General features: G+C 53.4%; 22 protein-coding genes, 1 pseudogene and 1 other annotated feature. Of the genes and pseudogenes, 9 read left to right on the forward strand and 14 right to left on the reverse strand.

Annotation, left to right across the window (positions count from 1 at the left end; genetic code table 11):
• Positions 1-3: 3 nt before the first annotated feature.
• The 14 genes and pseudogenes from ileS to WBG83_RS11050 all read right to left on the reverse strand — a co-directional run bounded on the left by ileS (position 4) and on the right by WBG83_RS11050 (position 15,035).
• Positions 4-3,084: an isoleucine--tRNA ligase gene (ileS, locus tag WBG83_RS10985; RefSeq protein WP_336745062.1), complete on the reverse strand. Its 3,081-nt coding sequence runs from the start codon at positions 3,082-3,084 to the stop codon at positions 4-6.
• A gap of 84 nt (positions 3,085-3,168) precedes the next feature.
• Positions 3,169-3,425 (reverse strand) — a binding site (T-box leader).
• 448 nt (positions 3,426-3,873) lie between these two features.
• Positions 3,874-4,053 (reverse strand): annotated as a pseudogene (locus WBG83_RS10990) (type I methionyl aminopeptidase); the annotation flags it as partial.
• Between the two features lie 32 nt (positions 4,054-4,085).
• Entirely contained in the window at positions 4,086-4,688 is a 603-nt protein-coding gene (locus tag WBG83_RS10995; protein ID WP_336745063.1) for a TetR/AcrR family transcriptional regulator, read from the reverse strand.
• A 131-nt stretch (positions 4,689-4,819) separates the two neighbouring features.
• Positions 4,820-5,944 carry an MGDG synthase family glycosyltransferase gene (locus WBG83_RS11000; protein WP_336745064.1) on the reverse strand — a complete coding sequence of 375 codons (1,125 nt, stop codon included), beginning with the start codon at positions 5,942-5,944 and terminating at the stop codon, positions 4,820-4,822.
• 163 nt (positions 5,945-6,107) lie between these two features.
• Entirely contained in the window at positions 6,108-6,794 is a 687-nt protein-coding gene (locus tag WBG83_RS11005; RefSeq protein ID WP_336745164.1) for a response regulator transcription factor, read from the reverse strand.
• Entirely contained in the window at positions 6,794-8,272 is a 1,479-nt protein-coding gene (locus tag WBG83_RS11010) for a sensor histidine kinase (RefSeq protein ID WP_336745065.1), read from the reverse strand. The genes WBG83_RS11005 and WBG83_RS11010 overlap by 1 nt, the downstream gene beginning before the upstream one ends.
• Positions 8,273-8,384: 112 nt before the next feature.
• The gene (locus tag WBG83_RS11015; RefSeq protein WP_336745066.1) at positions 8,385-9,131 is read right to left on the reverse strand and encodes an ABC transporter permease; all 747 of its coding nucleotides are present in this window, start codon (positions 9,129-9,131) and stop codon (positions 8,385-8,387) included.
• 1 nt (position 9,132) lies between these two features.
• A complete protein-coding gene (locus WBG83_RS11020) occupies positions 9,133-9,867 on the reverse strand; it encodes an ABC transporter ATP-binding protein (protein ID WP_336745067.1) in 735 nt (244 codons plus the stop codon).
• Positions 9,868-9,973: 106 nt separating this feature from the next.
• On the reverse strand, positions 9,974-10,900 hold the full coding sequence (locus WBG83_RS11025) for a hypothetical protein (RefSeq protein WP_336745068.1): 927 nt from the start codon (positions 10,898-10,900) through the stop codon (positions 9,974-9,976).
• Positions 10,901-11,348: 448 nt separating this feature from the next.
• Positions 11,349-11,954 carry a pentapeptide repeat-containing protein gene (locus WBG83_RS11030; RefSeq protein WP_336745069.1) on the reverse strand — a complete coding sequence of 202 codons (606 nt, stop codon included), beginning with the start codon at positions 11,952-11,954 and terminating at the stop codon, positions 11,349-11,351.
• Between the two features lie 19 nt (positions 11,955-11,973).
• Positions 11,974-12,360 carry a hypothetical protein gene (locus tag WBG83_RS11035; RefSeq protein ID WP_336745070.1) on the reverse strand — a complete coding sequence of 129 codons (387 nt, stop codon included), beginning with the start codon at positions 12,358-12,360 and terminating at the stop codon, positions 11,974-11,976.
• A 446-nt stretch (positions 12,361-12,806) separates the two neighbouring features.
• The gene (locus tag WBG83_RS11040) at positions 12,807-13,874 is read right to left on the reverse strand and encodes an FUSC family protein (protein ID WP_336745071.1); all 1,068 of its coding nucleotides are present in this window, start codon (positions 13,872-13,874) and stop codon (positions 12,807-12,809) included.
• A 116-nt stretch (positions 13,875-13,990) separates the two neighbouring features.
• Positions 13,991-14,539, reverse strand: a complete 549-nt coding sequence (locus tag WBG83_RS11045) for a GNAT family N-acetyltransferase (protein WP_336745072.1) — start codon at positions 14,537-14,539, stop codon at positions 13,991-13,993.
• A 154-nt stretch (positions 14,540-14,693) separates the two neighbouring features.
• Positions 14,694-15,035 (reverse strand): S-Ena type endospore appendage, encoded by a 342-nt coding sequence (locus WBG83_RS11050; protein WP_336745073.1) that lies wholly within the window; start codon positions 15,033-15,035, stop codon positions 14,694-14,696.
• A gap of 298 nt (positions 15,036-15,333) precedes the next feature.
• Here WBG83_RS11050 and WBG83_RS11055 point away from each other — a divergent pair, with 298 nt between their 5' ends.
• From WBG83_RS11055 to WBG83_RS11095, 9 genes are all read left to right on the forward strand, one after another.
• On the forward strand, positions 15,334-15,807 hold the full coding sequence (locus tag WBG83_RS11055) for an S-Ena type endospore appendage (protein ID WP_336745074.1): 474 nt from the start codon (positions 15,334-15,336) through the stop codon (positions 15,805-15,807).
• Positions 15,804-16,067 carry a hypothetical protein gene (locus WBG83_RS11060; RefSeq protein WP_336745075.1) on the forward strand — a complete coding sequence of 88 codons (264 nt, stop codon included), beginning with the start codon at positions 15,804-15,806 and terminating at the stop codon, positions 16,065-16,067. The genes WBG83_RS11055 and WBG83_RS11060 overlap by 4 nt, the downstream gene beginning before the upstream one ends.
• Positions 16,057-16,344, forward strand: coding sequence for a hypothetical protein (locus WBG83_RS11065; protein WP_336745076.1), 288 nt, complete (start codon positions 16,057-16,059; stop codon positions 16,342-16,344). Before WBG83_RS11060 ends, WBG83_RS11065 begins: the two co-directional genes overlap by 11 nt.
• A gap of 22 nt (positions 16,345-16,366) precedes the next feature.
• Positions 16,367-18,277, forward strand: a complete 1,911-nt coding sequence (locus WBG83_RS11070; protein ID WP_336745077.1) for a motility associated factor glycosyltransferase family protein — start codon at positions 16,367-16,369, stop codon at positions 18,275-18,277.
• A gap of 108 nt (positions 18,278-18,385) precedes the next feature.
• Entirely contained in the window at positions 18,386-18,736 is a 351-nt protein-coding gene (locus WBG83_RS22620; RefSeq protein ID WP_442955826.1) for an S-Ena type endospore appendage, read from the forward strand.
• A gap of 114 nt (positions 18,737-18,850) precedes the next feature.
• Positions 18,851-19,900, forward strand: coding sequence for a nucleotidyltransferase family protein (locus WBG83_RS11080; RefSeq protein ID WP_336745079.1), 1,050 nt, complete (start codon positions 18,851-18,853; stop codon positions 19,898-19,900).
• Positions 19,897-20,802, forward strand: coding sequence for a Gfo/Idh/MocA family protein (locus tag WBG83_RS11085; protein ID WP_336745080.1), 906 nt, complete (start codon positions 19,897-19,899; stop codon positions 20,800-20,802). Before WBG83_RS11080 ends, WBG83_RS11085 begins: the two co-directional genes overlap by 4 nt.
• Complete coding sequence (locus WBG83_RS11090) at positions 20,799-21,503, forward strand: acylneuraminate cytidylyltransferase family protein (RefSeq protein WP_336745081.1); 705 nt, start codon at positions 20,799-20,801, stop codon at positions 21,501-21,503. Before WBG83_RS11085 ends, WBG83_RS11090 begins: the two co-directional genes overlap by 4 nt.
• Positions 21,500-22,336, forward strand: a complete 837-nt coding sequence (locus WBG83_RS11095) for an SDR family oxidoreductase (RefSeq protein WP_336745082.1) — start codon at positions 21,500-21,502, stop codon at positions 22,334-22,336. The genes WBG83_RS11090 and WBG83_RS11095 overlap by 4 nt, the downstream gene beginning before the upstream one ends.
• The last annotated feature ends 14 nt before the right edge of the window (positions 22,337-22,350 follow it).

Genomic DNA, 22,350 nt, shown 5'->3' on the forward strand with positions numbered 1-22,350 from the left:
TGCTTATTCGATACGCAAGCGAACCGTGCCGTCCCCCATCGGAACGGATTCCATCTCCGCTTCCTGGGCAAAGCGAATACCCGACAGCAGGACATTTTCCTGTAAGAGCCAATCGAACCGCTCCAGCGCCTGCTTCAGCTTCGCATCCGCATCGACGACAAGATTTACTCTCTTTTCAATCGGCAAATCCAGCTTCTTGCGGTAGTCTTGGATAGCGCGGATAACCTCGCGCACATGGCCTTCCTGCTCCAGCTCCTCCGTGATGGCTGTATTCAGAGCCACTGTCATTTGGTAGCCGGACGCGGAAGCAAAGCCTTCCTTCGCCACCTTCTCCACCAGCAGCTCGTCCAGCGTAATATGCAGCGTCTCACCGTCCACCGTCATATCGATATATGCCTGTTCCACCGCCTGCTTGGCTCCTGCCGCGTCAAGCTGCTTGAGCTGCTGTTGAACCGGTCCGACGAGCTTGCCGTACTTTTTGCCTGCCGCCTTCAGGTTCAATTTCAATGTAAAATCGACGAACCCGCTGTCGCTCTGCTCGACGCGAAGGTGCTTCACATTGATTTCGTCCCGGATAATTTCGCTGAACCGGCTCAGGTTAAAATCACGATCCAGCGACACAATAAGCTCGGACAACGGCTGGCGGGTCTTGATGCCCGTCTCGTTCCGTACACTTCGCGCCAGCTCGACAATTTGCCTTGCCGTCTCCATGTCGCTCTCCAGAGCCTGGTCAATGGCGGCTTCGTCAACCTGCGGATAATCCGCCAAATGAACGCTTCCTTGTCCGCCCAAATTGCCGTACATATCCTCCGCAATCAGCGGCGCGTAAGGGGCAATGATCCGGGCGAGAGTCATCAGGACGCGGCGCAGCACCTGATAGGCGGCGATTTTGTCCCCGTTCATCTCGCTTCCCCAGAACCGGTCGCGCGAGCGGCGGATGTACCAGTTGCTCAGCTCATCGACAAACGCTTCGATTTGTTTCGCCGGGTTCAGGAAATCGTTCGCATCAAGTCCCTTTACCACCTGCTGCAGCGTGCTGTTCAGTCTGGAGATGACCCAGCGGTCCAGCTCGTTTGCAAGCGCCTGCTCCGTGTAATCCTCCGGCTGATAGCGGTCGATCGTTGCGTAGAGAGCATAGAACGCATGAGTATTGTTAATCGTATCGATAACCTTCGATTTGGCCTCCGCGACAATTTGCTTCGAGAACCGTTTGCTGTTCCATGGCGCGCTGTCGGACAATAAGGCCCACCGGAAAGCGTCGGTGCCGAACTCTTCAATAATTTCCCAAGGGTCGATGACGTTCCCTTTGCTCTTGGACATTTTTTGCCCGTTCTCATCCAGCACGTGACCGGTCGAAATGACGGCCTTGTACGGGGCCTTGCCGTTATACAAGGTGGATACCGCCAGCAGGCTGAAGAACCAGCCGCGGGTCTGGTCAATTCCTTCGCAAATCATATCGGCCGGGTACTGCTCCTGGAACAGCTGCTTATCCCCGAACGGATAATGATACTGGGCAAACGGCATCGAACCGCTGTCGAACCACACGTCGATCACCTCGGAGGTCCGTTCCATCGTACCGCCGCACGAACAGCGCAGTTTAATATCATCCACATACGGCTTATGCAAATCAAGATCATCGCCAAGCGGCTGCACGGATCTCTCCTTCAGCTCCTGGATGCTGCCCGGCGCATGCTCCGTCCCGCAGTCCTGGCAAACCCATACGTTCAGCGGCGTCCCCCAATACCGGTTCCGGCTAATATTCCAATCGACGAGGTCTTCCAGGAACTTGCCGAAACGGCCTTCCCTGATATGCGACGGATACCACTGGATCTGGCTGTTGTTTGCGATAAGCTGCTCCTTCACAGCCGTCGTGCGGATAAACCAGCTTTCCATCGCGTAGTACAGCAGCGGGGATTTACAGCGCCAGCAGAACGGGTAGCTGTGCTCATAGCGCTCTTTGGAGAACAGCAGGCCGCGTTCGGAGAGCGCCTTGACGATATCCACATCACAGTCCTTGACAAAACGCCCGGCAAATTCAGTAATCTCGTCTGCATAAGTGCCATCCGCCTTCACCACATTGACGAAATCAATGCCGTGCTGGCGGGTCGTCCGGTAATCGTCTTCCCCGTGTGCCGGAGCGATATGAACAATCCCCGTACCGCTTGTGTCACTGACATAGTCGGCATCCACAACCAGATGCCCCTTGCCCGCGCTAATATACCCAAACGGAGGCTCATAAGCCGTACCGACGAATTCGGAGCCTTTGTGGGAGGATAAAATCTCGTAATCCTCTTTCATGACCTTTTCCGCCAAATTGCTGGCTACAATATAGACTTCGCCCTGCTTTTTCACCTTGACGTAATCCAGGTCTTTATTCAGCGCCAGCGCCACGTTCGCGGGCAGCGTCCATGGAGTCGTCGTCCAGGCCAGGAAAATCTCGCCGCCGGCCTTGCTTCTGAATTTGACCGTGGCGCTCAAATCCTTAACATCCTCATAGCCCTGCGCGACCTCATGCGAGCTGAGCGTCGTCTGACAGTCCGGACAGTACGGGCTGACGCGGTGGCCCTTGTAGAGCAGCTCTTTCTTATGAATCTCCGATAAAATGTGCCAGACGCTCTCGATATAATCGTTGGTCAGCGTGACGTATGGATGGTCCATGTCCGTCCAGTACGCGATGGCCTCAGTCAGCTCGCGCCACTGCTTCTCGTATTCAAACACGCTGTCCTTGCACTTCTCCACGAACCGCGCTACACCGTAATTCTCGATTTCCTGCTTGCCCGAAATGCCAAGCTGTTTCTCTACGCCGAGCTCTACCGGAAGCCCGTGGGTGTCCCACCCGGCTTTGCGCACAACATGGTAGCCGGACATCGTTTTGTAGCGGCCGATAAAATCTTTAATGACCCGGCCCAGCATATGCCCGATATGCGGCTTGCCATTTGCTGTCGGCGGCCCTTCATAAAAGACGAAATTCGGTCTCCCTTTCCGGTGCTCGATGGATTTGCGGAACGTATCCTGCTGCTTCCACTGCTCCAGCACCCGCAGCTCGCGGACTCTCGCTTTTTCTTTGACATCAATTTTTCTCATCCTGTCATAACTCTCCTCATCATCAAATGTTGCTTTAGGTCTTCTTTTTTAGCGGACCTCTGAAAAACAAAAAAATCCCGTCCCCTAAGGGACGAGATCTTATCTCGCGCTGCCACCCTTGTTCCGTCAAGCCCCGTTGAACCGGACCGACGACACCTCTGCTACGTACGAATCATACGTGTCCCTTGTAACGGCGGGAGCCCGGGGCAGCTTACTAATCAGCTTCAGCTTTCCTTCTCGGAGAGGATGTTCGGCTATGTCTCGTTCATTGGCTTTCAGCACAGGGCCAACTCTCTGGGGAACAAGGATAATAGCGTACTCGTTCTCGTCTGTGAATTTGAGTCATCATGTGAATGATCTTATTTTTACACCAACTGTTGTAAAATGTCAACTCCGTCATGATCACCGGCTTCAGGGCCAGATCCTGAAATCGAAGCAGCCATATTCACTGATTCGGCGAGCGGTCCCCCCCCCCCAGCCACGTCCCGGCTTCCATTCTATCCGCCCCGCGCGGTCGGTCGACCACATGCGCGGGGCGCCTTGCTTTCAGGACGCAAAAGCAGCTGCGCGCTTACAAGCGCAGTCTGATTCATAACCTGCTGCTGCTTGAGGTGGCCGCCATGGATGTTGTGTTTCTCGGGCGCGGCTTATCCGGCCTGCAGACGGGAGCACTGTGCCTTGCTGGCGCCGCTATTGTAGTCGCACAGCCTTGCCCAGCTTAAGAAGCGGCAGCCGGATTCAACGGGCAGCCGGATTGTTCAGACAGGCTAATCTCGTTCCTCCTAATCCTTAATAAAGGAATTGATCCGTAAGGAGGAGCGGCCCGTCTTCTGTAATCGCCACTGTATGCTCATATTGCGCCGACAGCCTGCCATCGATAGTTCTTGCTGTCCAGCCGTCCGCTTCGATAAACATCTGAGGTGAGCCGCAATTCAGCATCGGCTCTATCGTAAACACCATTCCCTCCTTTTATCTCATCCTTGGATTTCAAAATAATCATCCTACAGCAGCTCCTTTCCCAGCACGCCCGCCAACAATGAAGCAGCCATCTGGTCCGTATCCGGCTCGTCATGGCCGTGATGAATCCATAAACCGGCGCAGCCAATCATCGAGCCGAGCAGCAGGTTGGCCTTACTCTCAGGCTCCATGCCTCCAAGCGCTTCCTGGACTACACGCACAAGCGGCTCGTGCAAATCGGTTTGGAACCGATCATACAGCATTTGAAACCGGCCGCCCGGCACCTGGTGGAAATTTTCCCAAATCATTTTATACAAAATGTACGTTGAACGGTCATAAAACCAATGCCCCAGCAGCATAGAGGTATACCGTCGCAGCCGCTGCCGGGAGTCCCCGTCAGCAGCAATGGCCTTATTTGTCAAGAGCCTCGCCTCTTCAAATGCCAGCCATAGCAAATCCTCCAGCAGCATAAGCTTGTTCTTGTAATAATGGTACACAGTTCCATAGCCCAGGCCGGCCTTCGCGGCAATGTCCCGCATTTCCATCGTAATGCCCTGCTCCAAATACACATCAACCGCAGCCTTCATAATTTCCCGGACACGCTGAAGTCGTATCTCCTCGTTTTGCTCCTTGGTACGGGGGGACATAATGACACTCCTTTTTTTGACCTACTGTAATGTCAATCATAAATGAAATCATTATCCGATGCAAGCCTGATATAACACAAACAGAGCCGCGTGCAGCGGTGCACTCGGCTCTGCCTTCTTCCAGCTGCAGCTCATACGGTCAGCGAGACAGGCTGCGCAATCGTTTGGATAATATCATCTACAATGGCTGCCGCGGCTCTTCGCGTTTTGAACGCCGCCATACACTTCTTCGTCTCTTCATAACGTGCTTTGCTGCCCAACAGCCACTCAATTTGTGCTGCAAGCTCCTCCACATGGTTCGAAATAAATGCAGCGCCTCGTTCGGATAAATATACGGCATTTTCCCGTTCCTGACCGGCGTACGGCTTGAATATAAAAATCGGTAGGCGCATCGAAATCGCCTCGGTTAAGGTTAAGCCCCCCGCCTTGGTAACGATGCAGGCCGCGCTCGCCATAAACTCATGAATGTTGTTCACATAGCCGATGACGGAAAGCCGCGGATGAGAAGGAAACTGGGCGGCAAGCCGCTGCTTCAGCCGATCGTTGCGGCCGCAAATAACGGTTACATGCTCCGCCTCTCCTACCGTCAGCAGAGCGCTAATCATGTCCCCCATATAAGCAGAAATGCCGGCGTCTCCCGCCATAACCAAAATCGTCCGGCCCGAAGCATGCTCGGGGAAGGGAGCGGCCTCCATATCGCAGAACTGCTGGCGGATCGGAATGCCGCTGACCGTAATCTGCTCCCGGCTGAAGCCCTTGTCCGCCAGCTGCTGCCGCAATTCCTCCGTAGCCACATAATATTTGTCGACCTTGGGGTGAATCCACCGCGAATGAAGCGCATAATCGGTCAGCACCGTCACATTATGTATGCCCATGGATCGGCAAATCTCAGGTGCAGACCCGAACGGAAACGTGCTGACTACCGCATCCGGCCGCTCCTGCTCGATGATTTGGACTAATTTCTTCCGACCCAGCTGATTCATCGTACGGTTAATGAGCGCATCATACTCCGACTCGCGGGTTAAATAATATGTCCACCCGTAATAGTCGATCCCCATCCGGGAGATTTGCGTGCTTTTGTTATATAAAGATATCATAATGGTATTCAATAATGGATGTGACTCTTTCATCAAATCCAGCGTTATCACCTGTTGCACGCCCTGCTTCTGGAATTGTTCCTGTATAGCCCGTGAGGCCTGCACGTGTCCATTACCAAAGCCAGCGGTTAAAAGTAATATACGTGGAGTTACATTCATGTTCACGCGCTCCTCCTATTATCGATGCTAGCATAACACGCCGTCCCGATGATTGGAACTACAGAAGTTATATTAGTTGAACGAATGAAGCATAAGGCCGGTTGCAGCTAGGCCCGAGTTTATCACATGCTGTGACGGCTGCTTCGCTCCGAAAAAGACAGAATCAGATTCGGAAGCGGTACCCGGCGCCCCAAATCGTTTCAATATATTCATATTTGGACGAATCTATCTCGATTTTCTCTCTCAGCTTCCGGATATGAACCGTTACCGTCTGTGTGTCCCCGTTCGAATCGAGGCCCCAGATTTTCTCGAACAGATGATCCTTGCTGAACACCCGATTCGGATTGGTTGCCAGGAAGTAGAGCAAATCAAACTCCTTGGTCGTCAGTACAATTTCCTGATCATGCAGAAACACACGCCTGGACGCAAAATCAATGCGCAAGCCGCGTATCTGGATGATATCCCTCGTCTCTTTTTGCCCAATCAGCCGCTCATATCTGGCCAGATGCGCCTTGACCCGGGCGACAAGCTCTCCCGGCTTGAACGGCTTCGTAATATAATCATCCGCTCCGAGCCCAAGGCCGCGAATGACGTCAATATCTTCTTTTTTGGCAGTGACCATCAGGATCGGAATATCATGCGCTTCCCGGATTTGCTTGCAAACCTCGAAGCCGCTCAGGATGGGGAGCATCAGGTCCAGCAAAATCAAATCATACGCCCCGCTGAGCCCCAAGCGCAAGCCTTCCTCGCCGTCTGACGCCATATCCACCTCATACCCGCTGACTTCCAAATAATCCCGCTCCAGCTCCGCGATCAGCCGCTCGTCTTCTACGATGAGGATTCGCTTCATCACTTGTCTCCCTCTTTGTCCGTTCTGAGGGGGAAGCGCATTGTAATCCACGTGCCCTCCCCTTTCACACTCCGGGCCTGAATCGAGCCCCCATGGCCCTCGACCATTTGCTTGGATATGGCGAGGCCGAGGCCGCTGCCTCCGGTATGGCTGTTTCTGGACGGGTCGGCGCGATAGAACCGGTCAAATATGTGCGGCAGCGCTTCTTCGTCGATGCCCATGCCGTTATCATAAATTTCAATGACTACCCGCTCCCCGTTACGGAACACCTTCAGCCGGACTTGCTTCTCCGGTTTATTCATATATTTTAAGCAGTTGTCCACAATGTTCGAAAATACGCGCCGGATTTTATCCCGATCGATCATCACCGTGATCTCATCATCCAGTGTCATTTCCATGTCAAAATGGATGCTTTGTTTGCCCAGTTCAAATTCGAGGTCACCCGCCCACCCCGACAAAAATTCACGGAAGCCTACCGCTTCAAAATTGAAGGGGAGCTGCTTCAGATCCAGCTTGGAATATAGAAACAATTCATCGATTAAACGATCCATCTCGTCAGCTTTGGATGAAATAATATCGATATATTTCCGCCGCTTCTCCGGCGTATCCGCTATCCCGTCGCCGAGTCCGGCAATATAGCCCCGGATCGCGGTCAGCGGTGTCCGCAAATCGTGCGAAATATTGGAAATGAGCTCTTTCCGGTTTTCTTCATACTGCAGTTGGGTCTGAATCGACTCCTGCAGCTGCCGGCGCATCTGCTCAAAGGCCAGGCCCAGCTGTCCAATCTCATCCCTGCTTGTGATTTGCACGGGATACTCCAGATCGCCCGCCTGCATCCGCTTCATGGCATTTTTCAATTTCTGTAGAGGCCTAATGATACTTCTAGAAACAAAATACGTCAACAACGTATGGGTTAAGATTAATATAATGACCGCAGTATTAAACAACGCCGGGAAAAATTTCTGCGCAAACCTGGCAAACGGGTTCACGACAGTCACGATGGAGATGCTGCTGCGCTGATTAGCGGCATCCACATAATCGTATTGAGTTACATCCAATATTTGGTTATTATAGCGGACATCCTCCTTTTTCTCCATATGTCCGGGACTGTGAAAAGCAGGCAGCAGGGCTAAGAAATCGCTCTTTTCCGCCCAAGCGGGTGAAATATACGTAAAACGGTCTTCCTTGCGTACGAGCAGCCCCGATTTGTTCGTCTCGAACTCCCGGGCGATATCGGACAAATAATCCGCGTCCTCAAGCAAGGACGGATTTTTATTCGCCGTCCGCCACAGCTCCTTGGTCATACGCATGACGCCATGATTCTCGAATGCTGCTTTGTCCGGGCCGTACTGCTCTTGTATGCTCTGAAAATCACCCCGGAACAAGATCACCAGGAGGATGGCTGTTATGATCAGCATCACCAGCGGAATAAGCAGCATGGCCGCATAAGAAATTAACAGCCTCAGACGAATGGACATCTCTAATTCCCCGTTTATGTTCAATTTGCTTATGAACTTATGAACTTATGAACTTATGAACTTATGAACTTGAACTTATGAACTTATGAAAGGAGTCATTTGCAAACCCGCTCTAGTTGAGCTTGCCGCTTATACGATCAAATTTATAGTAACCGACGGCCAAAAACAACAGGGTGCTGGAAATCAGAAACAAGCCGGATGTCCACAGCTTCCCGGCTCCTACGATCGGGCTCAGCCACAGCTCATGCCATGAGGTGTAGGCGGTCGGCGAGAAAGCGGCAAACGCCGGGGCCCAAAAAGGAGCCAGCTTGGCGGCGCCGTATAAAATCAGGGCGGAGATCATAAAACCGCCGGCGCTTTTAAAAAATTGCCCCACAGCAATAAACAGAGCGGATAACGCAAGCATAGACACCAGAGCCGCCGCGTATGCCCCTATCATATTCAGCCCGTCCGGCAAGCTCCCGGAAGCTCCTGCCAGCCAGGTGCAGAGGAACGTTACAAGGCCCAGCAGGACGAGCAGCGCGCCCGTGACCGCTCCGAGTGCAGCCGCTTTGGACGCAAATACCTGAAGACGGGAACTGGGGCGCAGCAGCGCCAGCTTCAAGGTCCGTCCGGCAATTTCCGCCGGAAACAAATCGGCTGTGACCAGCATAATAAATAAAGGCAGCCAAATGCCAGTATACAACGTCAGCATCTGTACGGGAAAGCCCTGAGTCATGCCAATCAGGCCCAGAAGCGGCTGAACAGACGTAAGAACCAGACTCATTGCAACCGGCAGCAAGATCGAGATTACGCCGAATGCCACTATTTTTTTCCTGTAATACAACAACATCAGTTCATTGATAAATCCTGCCTTCATGCTATGCACCCGCCTTCCTTTCCTTAAGCAGCTCCAGTTGGCTGATGTAGTATTGCTCCAGGGATTGATTCTGCAATAGCTCAGAGACATGCCCTTCCTGGCGGAGCCGCCCGTCCGTCATCAGGCCGACCCGGTTGCAAAGCTGCTCCAGCTCATGGATCATGTGGCTTGAAATGAGAAATGTGGTGCTTCTCTCCCGGGATAGCCGGGTGATGAGCTTCCGGAACATGACGATCCCTTCAACGTCGAGGCCATTGGTCGGTTCATCCAATATGACCAGCCTGGGCTTCGGCAAGATGGCCGCTGCCAGCGCCAGCTTCTGCTTCATCCCGGTCGAGTACCCCCGGATTTTGTCCTTCTTCGCATGGTTCAAGCCCACTTCGTCCAGAGCAGCTTCAATGTCGCCCGGACCTGTGCTCGAATGATAACGGGCAACCAGCTCCAAGTACTGCTGACCGGTCACAAAATCATAAAAGTCTGCAGCTTCAATCATGCAGCCGACGTGATGGAGCCCTTGCTCCGAAGGATTGCCGTATGCGCCTTGAAACAAGACCACCGTTCCTTGGTCCGGCCGGACGAGACCGGTAATCAGCTTCAGCAGCGTTGTCTTGCCGGCTCCGTTCGGGCCGAGCAGCCCATAAATATCGCCTTCATGCAGTTGGAGATTCACGTCCCTGATTCCGCGCTGATTGGCATACGTCTTGGTCAAACGATGCGTTTCCAGAATTGGCTGCAAGAGCATTTCCCCCTTGATCTAGTACACCGCCGGACAAGCCTGCGCGGCACAGGCCCGTCCGGCGGCATAGCTATGAATGATGATCTCGTTAAAAAGCAGACCTTGCTTATTCCGCTCCCGCTTCAGCGGTATGACGGAGCCCGCGGCGCTCTTTTTTAATTTCTTGCACGTTTTTCCCCGTCAAATCGATCGTTTCCGGCGTCGTGCTGTTAAATTCAGACAAGTCAGCCGCCACATGCAGCGTCAGCTGATGGGCTTCCCCGCTGTCATCCTTACCGGAGACTGTAACCTCGGCCTCCTGATGCTCGATATAATTCGCGGCATTCACAGTAGCCTTCAAATGGACGTTCTCGATTTTGATATCCTGGGTCAGCTCCGGCGCAGCGGCCTGAATCCAGTTTTTCTGGAAAGGAAGCTCCTCTGCGCCGCTGCCCTGCTGCTTCATCGGACGCTCCCTCGTCGCGTGCTTGATGGCGATGGGGGCAATGGCATTAACGACGGCCGGGAGCTGGGTATTGTCAAGCTGAAGCGAAATTTGTTTGGTTCCGTCCGCGTTGTCCTCCACAGCCACATAATCCTTCAAATTCCCAAGAAGCGCATCAATAACCGTCTCCACTTGGGCGGAAACCTCGGGATCATCCTTATGGGCGCTATTCATCCCCTGCTTCGCCTTGTCCCATTGCTTCACGTAATAAGTCTCCTCTGCGCCGGGCTTGACCACAGTTTGATCCGCCTGCTTGAAGAAGCTGACGGACTGCGAGGCGCCGTTTGCCGATATCTCGGCCGTCCCGCTTGCCGCTTGGTTGTCCGCCGCAATCCGGACATTTCCGCTTGCACGCACCAGCTCCAGGCCGTTATCCTGCAGCGATGCACCCGCTTGAACGGTTACGTTTTGGACGGCCTTTGTCTGCTTCAATGCCGATTTGTACGCTTCATAGCCCGATGTGCTGGCCAGCGCGCTGAAGCCGGTCGCGGCCATGACTACACTGCTTATCCCAACGACACTTCCCAACATAACCCACTTTTTCTTCATAGGTTCCTCCTGTAGGCGAATTGATGTTACAACGTCATCATAGCCTTCAAAAATGAATCCCCCATAAACCATTTATTAAAACTTTATTAAAAGTGTCATGCACGTTTATTTTTCTACAAATGTATTGCCAAAGCCGCCCTCAGTTGCAAACGGACTTGACCGGGCTGATTCAGGCAAAAGAACCTCCGATTTCCCGGCACGCCAGGAAACGGAGGTTCTTCTTCATATATCTGTTTTTACAGCCAAGGCTCCGGGCTCAAGTCCGTTGAAGCCTGTTTCCTTGTGCTTTAACGGCCAATCTGGAGCACCCGCTCTACTGCTTCACGCGCCGATGCATATCGATTGCCGATAAAGCTGAAGTAAATCCTCGGAAATCTGTATAAACTGCCCGCCCGCTACAGCGCGATCTGCGACATGGATCAGGAATCCCGCGGCCTGGGTCCCCGTACTACTCCACCTTGGCTCCATATGCCTGCAAAAACAGGATGGCCTGCCGGTGATCCATCTTCGCACCTTTGACATTGACAACGGAAAAATCGACGCCCTCCATGGCGGCCCCTCGCAAATCCGCCCCCTTCAACGCAGCCTGGGCCAGCTGGGCACGGGATAAATCAGCTTGGCGCAGATCCGCTTTTTCCAGATTCGCCCCCATCAGGTCGGCCTCAACAAGCCGGACTCCGCGCAGATCCTGCTTGGCAAAATGCACATGCCGCAGGTTGGTGTAAGACCAGTCGCCCCCGGCCAGCGTCACGCCGCTCAGGTTCGCCTTGGTGAAATCCGATCCTGTCATTTTGCATTCACTGAATTTGGCTGCGAACAATTTGGCGTTTTGAAAGGAGCAGTTTACGAAGGCCGATTCCGTGTGGATCGACCCGCTGAGAGCGGCTCCCTCGAAATTGCACGCCACAAACCGGCAAGCCAGGGTGGTCACCTCCTCCAGCGATGCGTCAATGAAGCTGCAGCGTTCAAACGTGCAGCGAATCAGCTCCCGATCCCGGAAATTGTGATGGTTGAAATGGTTATCCTGAAACAGCTCGTCCTGATAGTGAAGCATATGGCACTCCTTCCTGCGCTTACTTCGTTACATATTTCATCCGAATCTGCATCGCGCTTGCAATAAGTCCTGCGAATAAGGACAAGCCGCCCAGAAAAAATATTTCCAGCGTCGTCACAAACAAATACAAGGCCATCGTACAGCCTGCAGAGCAGCATACAATGGTCAGCATCGTATACAGGTCGAAAAAGCCGGCCTTCCGGCGTGTGCCGGAATGACGGATTTGCCTTCTCACGACGGCGAAAAACATGCCATAGCTTAGCCAATAAAATACGACGAAGACAAGTATAAATTTCATCAGGCCTTCCGGCGCCATAAAGTACAAGACGGACACCACTAGCGCATTAAGCAAAGTCAAAGCCGCTACAATTTTTCTGCGGCTGCGGCGAGCGTATTGTTCAGACAAGTTCTCAAATCTTCCCTTCCTTCATCCATCGGTATTACAGCCGCTGCCATATACAGCTACAACAATTAGCGCTGCCGTCATAAGCTGCCAAATCGCCAGTCTACGTACAGCCTGCAGCTCCTCGTAATGAATCACAATAAAGCGCCATCAACCAATGGACTTGATATACATGGCTGCATTGGGAATGATCCAGACGATACGTAACCAGATTTTATTCATTGTCAAGCTCCCTCGGCAAGCCCCGCCTTCACCCATATTAATCCATTTTATTCGATGATACAATGAGCCTTCAGTGATATTTATTCAAGGCAGATCGACCGAATCGCGGGTGAAGCCCGCCTCCCCCGATCAAAGCATGCAGCGAAAAGCAGCAAGCCTTCGCTCCGGTTTACAACGGGTTCGAAGGCTTGCTGCTGATTTCTCCAATCTTGATGGTTGTCCGCAGCTTATTTGAATCCGAGCTTCTTCAAAATCGCTTCCCCGGCATCCTTGTCCTCCGGGTCGCCGCTTTGGTCATGATCCACGATTCTGTCCAAGCGAGCCACCTGATAGCCGTAATCATAAATAGCTGCAGCCACAACCGACAGCCGCAGCGCGCCCGCGGGCCGCTCCTGATAGCGCCCTATAAGCTCAACCATAAACCGTTCATTCTCCGCTTCCATTTCCTGACTCATGGGGCTGTCGGCCTTCAGCTTGTCCTCAAACTTCAGCAAGGCGTGCTCATGGAACTTGATCAGCTTTTCTAAGTGATGGTCAAAAAAGACGTTTGTTTCAGCCGTGCGGGCGGCCTGGAAAAAATGCTCCTCAACCGCATCCAGCACTTCATAGCCTTTGTACAATGTCCGCAGCATTTGCTTGTAGATGACTAACTGGCGCTTGCGGCCGAACGCGGCCCGCTTCAGCTTCTTGACCTCTTCTTCCATCAGCTTGTATTTATCCGCCAAGCCTTGCAGTGCAATGAACAGCGCGTCTTTTTCGGCGCGAAATACAGTTTCCTTCATCTCATCCGAGATTACCGTGCGGAGGAGCAAGGAAATTTTATTGAATACCGTCTGGATTTGAGCCTCGAATTGATCCTTCGGCTTCGGGGGAAAGAACAAAATATTGATCAGAAACGCACACCCGATACCGATTAAGCAGAGCAAAAACCGGTTGACTGCAAATGTCCAATGCCCCGAGGCCTCCATAACCGCTACGACAGTCACTAAGGTAAGACCTATCGTTTCTTCCATCCCCATACGCAGGCAAAGGATAATGACAATAATACATACCATTCCGATTGCAATCAGATTGTTCGACAAATAGCTGCCGGCCAGAAGTGCCAGCACCGCCCCCAGGATGTTCGTCTTCAGCTGGTCCAGAAAGTAGCGCCAGGACCGGTAAATCGAAGGCTGCATGGCAAAAATCGCGGCGACCGCCGCAATCACGGGAGGGGTGAAGCTTAACAAAGTGCTGATGTATAACGCTAATGTAACCGCTATGCCGGTTTTCCACACGCGGGCTCCAAAAACCACAACGCCCCCTCCTTTTTCTCTAAGATGTAATATGTCCCTATCTTACACGCCCGGAGAGCCGGATGCAAAAGAAAACCATTCCCGCATACTTCATGAGAATGGCCTGATATATACGCTTATGTACATCGCTCCGGCTTATATTCCATCAGCCAGCAATCTCTCCACTCTCCTTCATGCCGCTCATGGGCCTCCAGCAGCTTGACCTTCTTAAAGCCGCAGCGCTCATAGCAGGCGATTGCCCGAAGATTCCACGCCTGGGGGTCCATCATAATGCGTTCAGCCTGCTTATTCGTCACCAGCTCCGCCACCATGGCCCGGATTACGGCTTGGCCGATGCCCCGGTTCCAGCAGGAAGCCTCTCCGATAAACTGATCCAGCCCGAAGCTGCGTTTACCGTCGGCGCAATACCCGTAGGACGCCAGCGTAAGCCGGTTCACCTCATAAAATTGCATATAGCCGATAGGCGCCCGGTTCAGCTCAATCATACAGCGAATCGTTTCATCCTCCGTGTAAAAATGCTCCCGGATTAATGCCATATCGTGGGGCCTGTCTCTTCCTTCATAAAACTCCAGAATCTGAGGATCGTTCATCCATTTGTGGAGATAGCCTTCATCCTCCTGCTTCACGTGACGAACAGCCAGCTCTCCATGCTGGAATACATACATCGTACAGCCTCCCCATCATTTAGAAGCACCGCCTTGATTTTGCTTCAGATTCAGCTGAAATGTACACTCAGAAGCCACGCCGGCGCGCCCTGATAAAACCCAGTTTACCACGAGCCGGAGCCGGTTCCCAGTCCCCCGCACGCAACTCCATGGCTCATGAGCTCATAAACCAGGGGATTAAAGATAACTTCCCCATAGCGCTGGCTCCCTGTACACCGATAACCCGGATTTGGTCCATACCGGATATCGTAAAGGCCGTGGTCTGGCCTGCAAGCAAAAATAAGGATTCTACGACTACGCCCCCATATAAAAATTGAATCTCAATTTTTCTCGTTGAACCCGGGTTAGAGGAAATGGTTCCCGATGCCCGGATGACTTCATTGGTCGTATACAATACAATCGTTTCCTCATCATTAACAAACCACTCACATTGCAAACAGTGGTTGGAGGATTCATATTGCAAGCAGCCCGGCATCAATGCCGACTCGGAATCCATGTTCTCCCTCCTTACCCGTTCTTGTTTATTATATCGGTCCATTCTGTAAAAGTACGTGGTCCATGGCCTATTTACGAATTAGGCGGCCCGTACAGCAGCATAAATCGCTATCCCCCGAAATCTCTGTTATGCGGCGGACCTCCGGCACGGGCACTAGCCTCCCTCCTCCGTAATACTGGGCGGCTGCCGGAGAGTCATCTACCCATTTCCGGCCAGAATGAGCGAATGTCTAGGGCGTTCATCCCCTCCGCACAATATACTTGGATAAGAACAGGCGATTATACAGGAGGCTACTGTCATGGCCATCGCAAGCTCCAATATCACGCAGTCCAACAAGCAAGTGACCGTGGTCAAAATGAACTGCGGCAGCGCCGGAAAACGGCATACCTATAGAAAACGCTGCTATAAACGCAGACGCGCGTCCTGCGAGAAGGTATGCGGATCGATTTTTCAATTATGCGACGGCATGCCGAGAACGTATTTTAAATCGTTTCACGCCCATTCCTCCGGGCTGGTACGAATCCACAATTATACCAAAGGAACAATGACGGCTACCATCGGATTGAATTACGGGCGGGTCGTGACCGGCACCGTTGAGCAGGGCCAGCAGGTCACCTTTGACATACCCTCCATCCGCTCCTTAACCATTGAATGCACCGGTGAAGGCGGGATTTGCAAGGGCACCTATCTGATTAAGATTCAGCGGTATTTTCCGGTAAGGCGTCACTCCGCCTTGGCAAAATCGGTACAGCAAAGGAGGAACGGCAGATGAGCACTCAGGAAAGCTTCCCCTCCCGGCAGCGATTGATATCACTGATTGAAGCCTGGTATGTATGGCTTGTTTCCAATCCGGAGGTCCTGTTTCACCCTGGCGATACGGCCCAAATGCAGGAGCCTGTCCTGCAGTTTGACCAGTCGGCAGCATGGCTGAGCCAGAGTGCGGTAGCCAACACGGAGTGGTTCCTATCGAAAGGATCGCCGTTAATTCTGCAGCGCCTGAAGGAAGGAGACTATGATGCCTATGAATCCTGAGGATGAAATATTTCAAATGCTGCTCCAGCAGGGATGCAATGCCTGGCGTGCCGGGGATGACCATGAAGGGATCGGCTGGTTTCAGCAGGCTTGTCTTGAATGGCTTGACTATCTGGAGCAAGCTGAGCCAGACGGATCGGGACCGTCCGAAAGCCTCTGCACACTGCTGGCCGAGAAGCTTGAGCAGGTGCTGCAAGCATTGAACGGGTCGGATATCATCCGGGCCACCGATGTCATTGAAATGGAATTGATCCCGCTGCTGAGTTCTCCAGAATGAACCTCGAAGGGGGCCAATGGACATGTGCACGATTCTGGAAGAGAATCTGGTTCTCCTTCCCGTACATCTGAAAAACTTGCTGGAGCCGTATACCGCCGGACGCATCGCGACCACGATTGAGATGATGTCCTCGCAAGAGGGATCGCCCGTTGCGATTGTACACACCGGGAAGCAGCGGGTTCAGACCAACAGTCTTGTAAATCCGCGGGAGGAAGCTGAACGCTGGGCCCAAACATTGAATTACAGCGATACGAGGGTCAGCTTTATTTACAGCTGCGGCTTCGGCTATCCGCTGCTTGAATATGCCAAACGCAAAAAGCCGTATACGGAAACGTTTGTTTTTGAGCAAAGCCCGGAGCTGTTTTACACCATGCTGTGCCATGTGGACCTTCGCCCTCTATTAAAGGATCCGTTCTTTCATTTTATCGTCGGCCCCATGCCGCAAATGAAGCAGCAGTTCGATGCGATGATGAACGGGGATTTCCTGCTGCGTTCGACAAGACTGAGCGCGCACTTCACCTGGCTGGCTCACCGTAACCTGAAGCAGCACTATTTCGCCCTGCATCAGTGGCTGCTAGGCCGTTTGGAGTTAATGACCTCCAGTGTGGGAAATTCCATTCATGACACCCTGGTTGGCTTATACAACATTCTCGACAATGCGGAGGCCATTGTCCGTGGCCCTCAACTATCCGGCCTGCGCGGCGCTTTTGCAGGCAAGCCCGCGTTTATTATCTCCAGCGGCCCTTCCTTGGATCGCAACATTCACCATCTGGCCCAGGCGTGCGGCAAGGCTCTTCTCCTTACGGCGGAATCGGCTTTGCGCCCATGTCTGAAGCGGAATATTTATCCCGATGCTGTCAGTGTGACAGAGCGTTCTCCGAATGTGTATCATTTTCATTTTGCCAAGGATGCTCTGCCGCCCGAACTGACCCTGCTCGGTCTGACTCTGATCGATCCGAGAATTCCTCAGACTGTACGGGGCCCGTGGATTCCGGTTTTCCGAAGCCTGGAGCATTCGGGAAAATGGATTCAAGAAGCTCTCACCGATGACCGGTCCGGTCTGCAGGGCGGGTCGTCCTCGGCTCACCTGGCCTTTGAATTTGCGCTGTGGGTCAGGGCAAATCCGATCATTTTTGTCGGCCAGGATTTGGCCTTTGGCCGGGATATGCATACTCACAGCTCGCAGTCCATCTACACGGAGGATTATATGGCCAGTCAGGTCCATGCGCTGCAAAATCAGCAAACCTGGGAGGTGCCGGGTGTTGACGGAAAGCCTGTCACCACGAATAAGCTGTGGATGGGCTTCAAGCTGTGGTTTGAGCAGCAAATCAGCCAATACCCGGACACCCGCTTCATCGATGCTACCGAAGGCGGAGCTTACATTGAAGGCACCGAGCTGATGCCCCTGCAGGAAGCAGTTCAAGCCTTTTGCCGGGAGCCTCTGGAGACTCCACTATATCACTTTGTCCAGCAAATAATGCCATCCCCGGAGGAAATCCGGCTCTCGGAGAAGGTGGAGCTCCTCCTGAAGCGGTCGGGCGAGATCCGTCAAAGCTTCCTTCACATGGCCGATATGGCTTCCGAGGACATACGAAGCTGCCGGCTTGTGGAGAAGGCATGCCTGCTCCGGGAGAAATATCCGGAGACGGAAATCCCCGCCTTTATTGAAGCGCTGGTGCATAATAACAGCAGCGTGTATCACAAATATACGTCGGTTAACCTGACGACCTTTGTTCAGCATCTCATTTTTGCCTATCAGAAAAAAATAAATGATTTGGGTGAAATCCATTCTGTCGAACGATTGCGGGCCATGACAAGCCTGCAGCACCAAATGCTTCAACACCTGAGGGACACCGCCCGGACGGTGGCGGAGCATTTTGAAGAAGTGGAAGCCCGCTTGCGAATGCGCTTTAAGCATACCCTGGTTCAATGACACGGGATGTACATTCTAATTTCAAAATGAAGTCATGTACCTATACCGAACTCCTCCCGACTCCATATGATATCTTGCATCTGAATCTACACGAGGAGGAATACATCCATGAGTTGCTCCAGCTCGACATCTTGTTGTCAGCAGCCCGTCGTCAGCGTCTGCTTAGCGAATCAAGCCTATCCCGTCGGCGCAGGGACGACCTTAGCGAGCCTGATCTTCGGACCAAGCCCTACGCCGATTGCCGCATCCGGTGTCCTGTCCAACGTCTCTACCAACTCCGCTGCGATTACATTCACCTTCCGGAGAGGCACAAGAATTGTCGCTACCATGACCAGTGTCGCTTCGGGGCAATCCAGAGCCTTTGCCGTTGCGGGCTTCACCACCATTAGCGCTACTGCTACCGTTACCAGCGCAATTGCTGATTTGTGCATGACAGAATTTTTCAGAGCATCGGTCTAATGCCCGTTTAAAGCAACAAAAGAATCCTCCTCAACTTCGCTTTCCGCCCTTATTCCTTCGATATGGGCGGAGCTACATATCACCTGCTCAGTTTACGGATCTGGAGGCATGATTATGAGAGCTTGCGGAAGCATGACGGTTCATCCGCATACGACGATTCAACAAGCGATGCAAATCATCGAACAAGACGCAGCCCAAATCGCAATCGTTACTGCTCCTTCCCAGCGCCTGCTGGGGACGGTGACTGATGGCGATGTTCGCCGGGCCATTCTGAAGGGCGTCAAGCTGCATGAGCCGGTGCAGCAAATCATGAATACAAACCCAACCTCCATTCCCCAAGGCGCATCGCGGGAAGCCGTACTGCAGCTTATGATCCGGCACGGCTTGCGCCGGATTCCCGTTCTGGATGATGACGGGCGGGTCGTCGGGATTGAGGCGCTGGAGGATTTGCTTCAGGTGCCCCGGCAGGACAATTGGGTCGTCATTATGGCCGGAGGCCTCGGCAGCAGACTCGCTCCGCTAACGAATGATTGTCCCAAGCCTTTGCTGACCGTGGGGAACAAGCCGATTCTGGAAACGATTCTGCAGTCGCTGGCGGCCTATTCCTTTACGAATTTCTTCTTCTCTGTACATTATAAAGCCGAGATGATCGAGAATTACTTCGGCGACGGCAGCAAATGGGGCGTCCGCATTCAATATCTCCGCGAGCAGCAGCAGCTCGGAACCGCAGGCGCCCTCACCTTGCTTCCCTCTGTTCCCGACAAGCCTTTGATTGTCATTAACGGGGATTTGCTGACCAGTCTTAATTTCCCGCAGCTCCTCCAATTTCACCTGGAGACCGGCAGCGCCGCCACCATGTGTATCCGCGAATACACGTACTCCATTCCTTACGGCCTCGTCCGAACCGACCAGCATCGTTTTCTGGGCATGCAGGAGAAGCCGATTCAGAAGAGCTATGTGAATGCAGGGATTTATGTCATGAATCCGCACGTCCTTTCCCGTCTGCCGGCCAATACCCGAACAGATATGCCGCAGCTCTTTCAGCGGCTTACCGACCTGAAGCTTCCGGTTTCGGTATTCCCCGTTCAAGAATATTGGCTGGATATCGGCCAACCGGAAGACTACGAACGGGCGAACCGGGATTATGATGAGGTGTTCCCGTGAATGTGCTTGTGGTGGGCTACGGATCAATCGGGCGGCGCCACTGCCGGCTGCTGCAGGAACTGGGATGCACGGTTGCCGTTGTCAGCCGCCAGGAAGACGTTCCCTTCCCCTGTTATGCTTCCTTAGAGGAGGCGCTTCGCTTTGCTGAGCCGGACTACGTCGTCGTGGCCAATCGTACGCACGAGCATTACCCGACCCTGGCGCATCTGCGGACGCTTGGCTATCAAGGCGCCATTTTAATGGAGAAGCCGCTGTTTGACTCTGCGCTTCTGCTGCAGCCGTCTTATTTGCAATCTGTATTCACCGCCTATAACCTACGGTTTCATCCGGTCCTGCAGCGCCTGAAGCGGCTGCTCAAGCCTCCTGTTATTTCCGTTCAAGTGTATGCAGGGCAATATTTGCCGGATTGGCGGGACAGTGATTACCGCACCTCCTATTCCGCCTACCGCAGCCAGGGCGGCGGCGTGCTTCGCGATCTCAGCCATGAGCTGGACTACATTCAATGGCTGTTCGGCCCCTGGACCGGCGTCTGCGCCATCGGCGGACGGCACAGTCCGCTGGAGATTGAAAGCGAGGACGTGTTTGCACTTTTGCTGCGCACGAGCGGCTGCCCGGTTGTCAGCGTCCAGATGAACTATCTGGATCGTATCCGGCAAAGACATGTCATTGTCAACACGGCCGATCAAACCTACCTCGCAGACCTTATTCGGCACACGCTGCAGATCGGCCGGCACACGGAGGCCTTTCTCTGTGATGCCGACACAACGTACCGCTCGCAGCATCAGGCCATGCTGCTTGGCCGGCATGAGCAGCTCTGCTCGGGCCGGGAGGCGCTTCAAACCTTGCAGCTCATAGAGCAGGCGGAGCGGTCTGCCCGTCTAGGGAGGTGGATAATCGGATGATGCGGCTGTGTACTCTATGTGCCCGGGCCGGGTCCAAAGGGGTGACGAACAAAAATATCCGCAGCTTATGCGGAATGCCGCTCCTGGCCCATTCCATCCTGCAAGCTCAGGGCTCCGGGCTGTTCGATCATATTGCAGTGAGCAGCGACTCTGAGGACATTCTTGACATTGCGGCAGCATATGGAGTAAAGCAGCTTGTAATGCGCCCGGCGGAGCTGTCAGGCGATGAAGCGCCCAAAATTCCGGCTATCCGGCATTGTGCGGCGGAAATCGAGTCTCGCCTCGGCTGCAGCTTCGATACCGTTGCCGATTTGGATGTCACCGCTCCTCTGCGAACGATAGAGGATATTGCGGGAGCCGTGCTGCTCCTGGAAAACTCAGTGGCACGAAACGTCGTATCGGGCCATCCTTCCCGCCGTTCCCCTTATTTCAACATGGTAGAGCAAAACGGGGACGGAAGCGTCCGGCTGGTCAAGCCTGTGGACCCTCCCCTGATTCGAAGGCAGGACACACCTCTAACCTACGATCTCAACGCTTCGGTTTATGTGTGGGAAAGGGATTGGCTGTTTACGTGTGAACGTTTGTTTCACACGTCGACCCGGATTTATATCATGCCTGCGCAACGATCGATGGACATCGACTCCGAGCTGGATTTTCAAATGGTTGATTTTTTACTTCAGAAGAGGAAGGAATGTACATGAGCAGCAAAGGGAAGGAAAGCTATGGAGAACGGTTTCAGCTGGCGGGGAAAACCGCCATTGTAACCGGAGGCCTCGGCCTGCTGGGGCGGCGGTTTTGCGCGGGTCTGGCCGAATTCGGGGCCCGGGTTGTTGTCGCGGATTTAGATGGCGATGGTGTGTCCCGCTTTGCACAGGAGCTGGAAGCCCGCTACGGGACAGCCTGCATCGGTATCCGGTGTGATGTGACGCAGCCCGCCTTCGTCAACCGGATGGTGGATCAGGCTGCCGCACAATTTGGAAGCATCGACATTTTGCTGAATAATGCAGCCAGTAAATCCGAAGATTTGGCTCAATTTTTCGCACCGTTTGAAGCATACTCCCTGGAGCAATGGCGCAAGGTAATGTCTGTCAATGTCGACGGCATGTTCCTGGCGGCCCAAGCAGTGGGCAAGCATATGCTGAAGCAAAACCAGGGCGGCTCTATCATACAGACGTCTTCTATTTATGGCTTGTTCGGCCCGGATGAGCGAATTTATGAAGGCTCCTGCTATTTAGGCATGGCCATCAACACCCCTGCGGTGTATTCCGCCTCCAAGGCGGCGGTGGTCGGACTGACTGCACATTTGGCGGCACGCTGGGCCAAGTACGGCATCCGTGTCAATACGCTGACTCCAGGCGGAGTCGAAAGCGGGCAAAACGACACCTTCGTCCGCAGCTATGCCAACCGGGTCCCCATGGGCCGAATGGGACACCCCGATGAGCTGGTCGGCGCCATGCTTTTTCTGGCTTCTGACGCTTCAAGCTACGTGACCGGGCACAACCTGTATGTGGACGGAGGGCTGCACGCCTGGTAGCGCTCCGCCTTTTT

The sequence above is a fragment of the Paenibacillus sp. y28 genome, assembly GCF_037137075.1.
GTDB lineage: Bacteria > Bacillota > Bacilli > Paenibacillales > NBRC-103111 > JBBBNV01.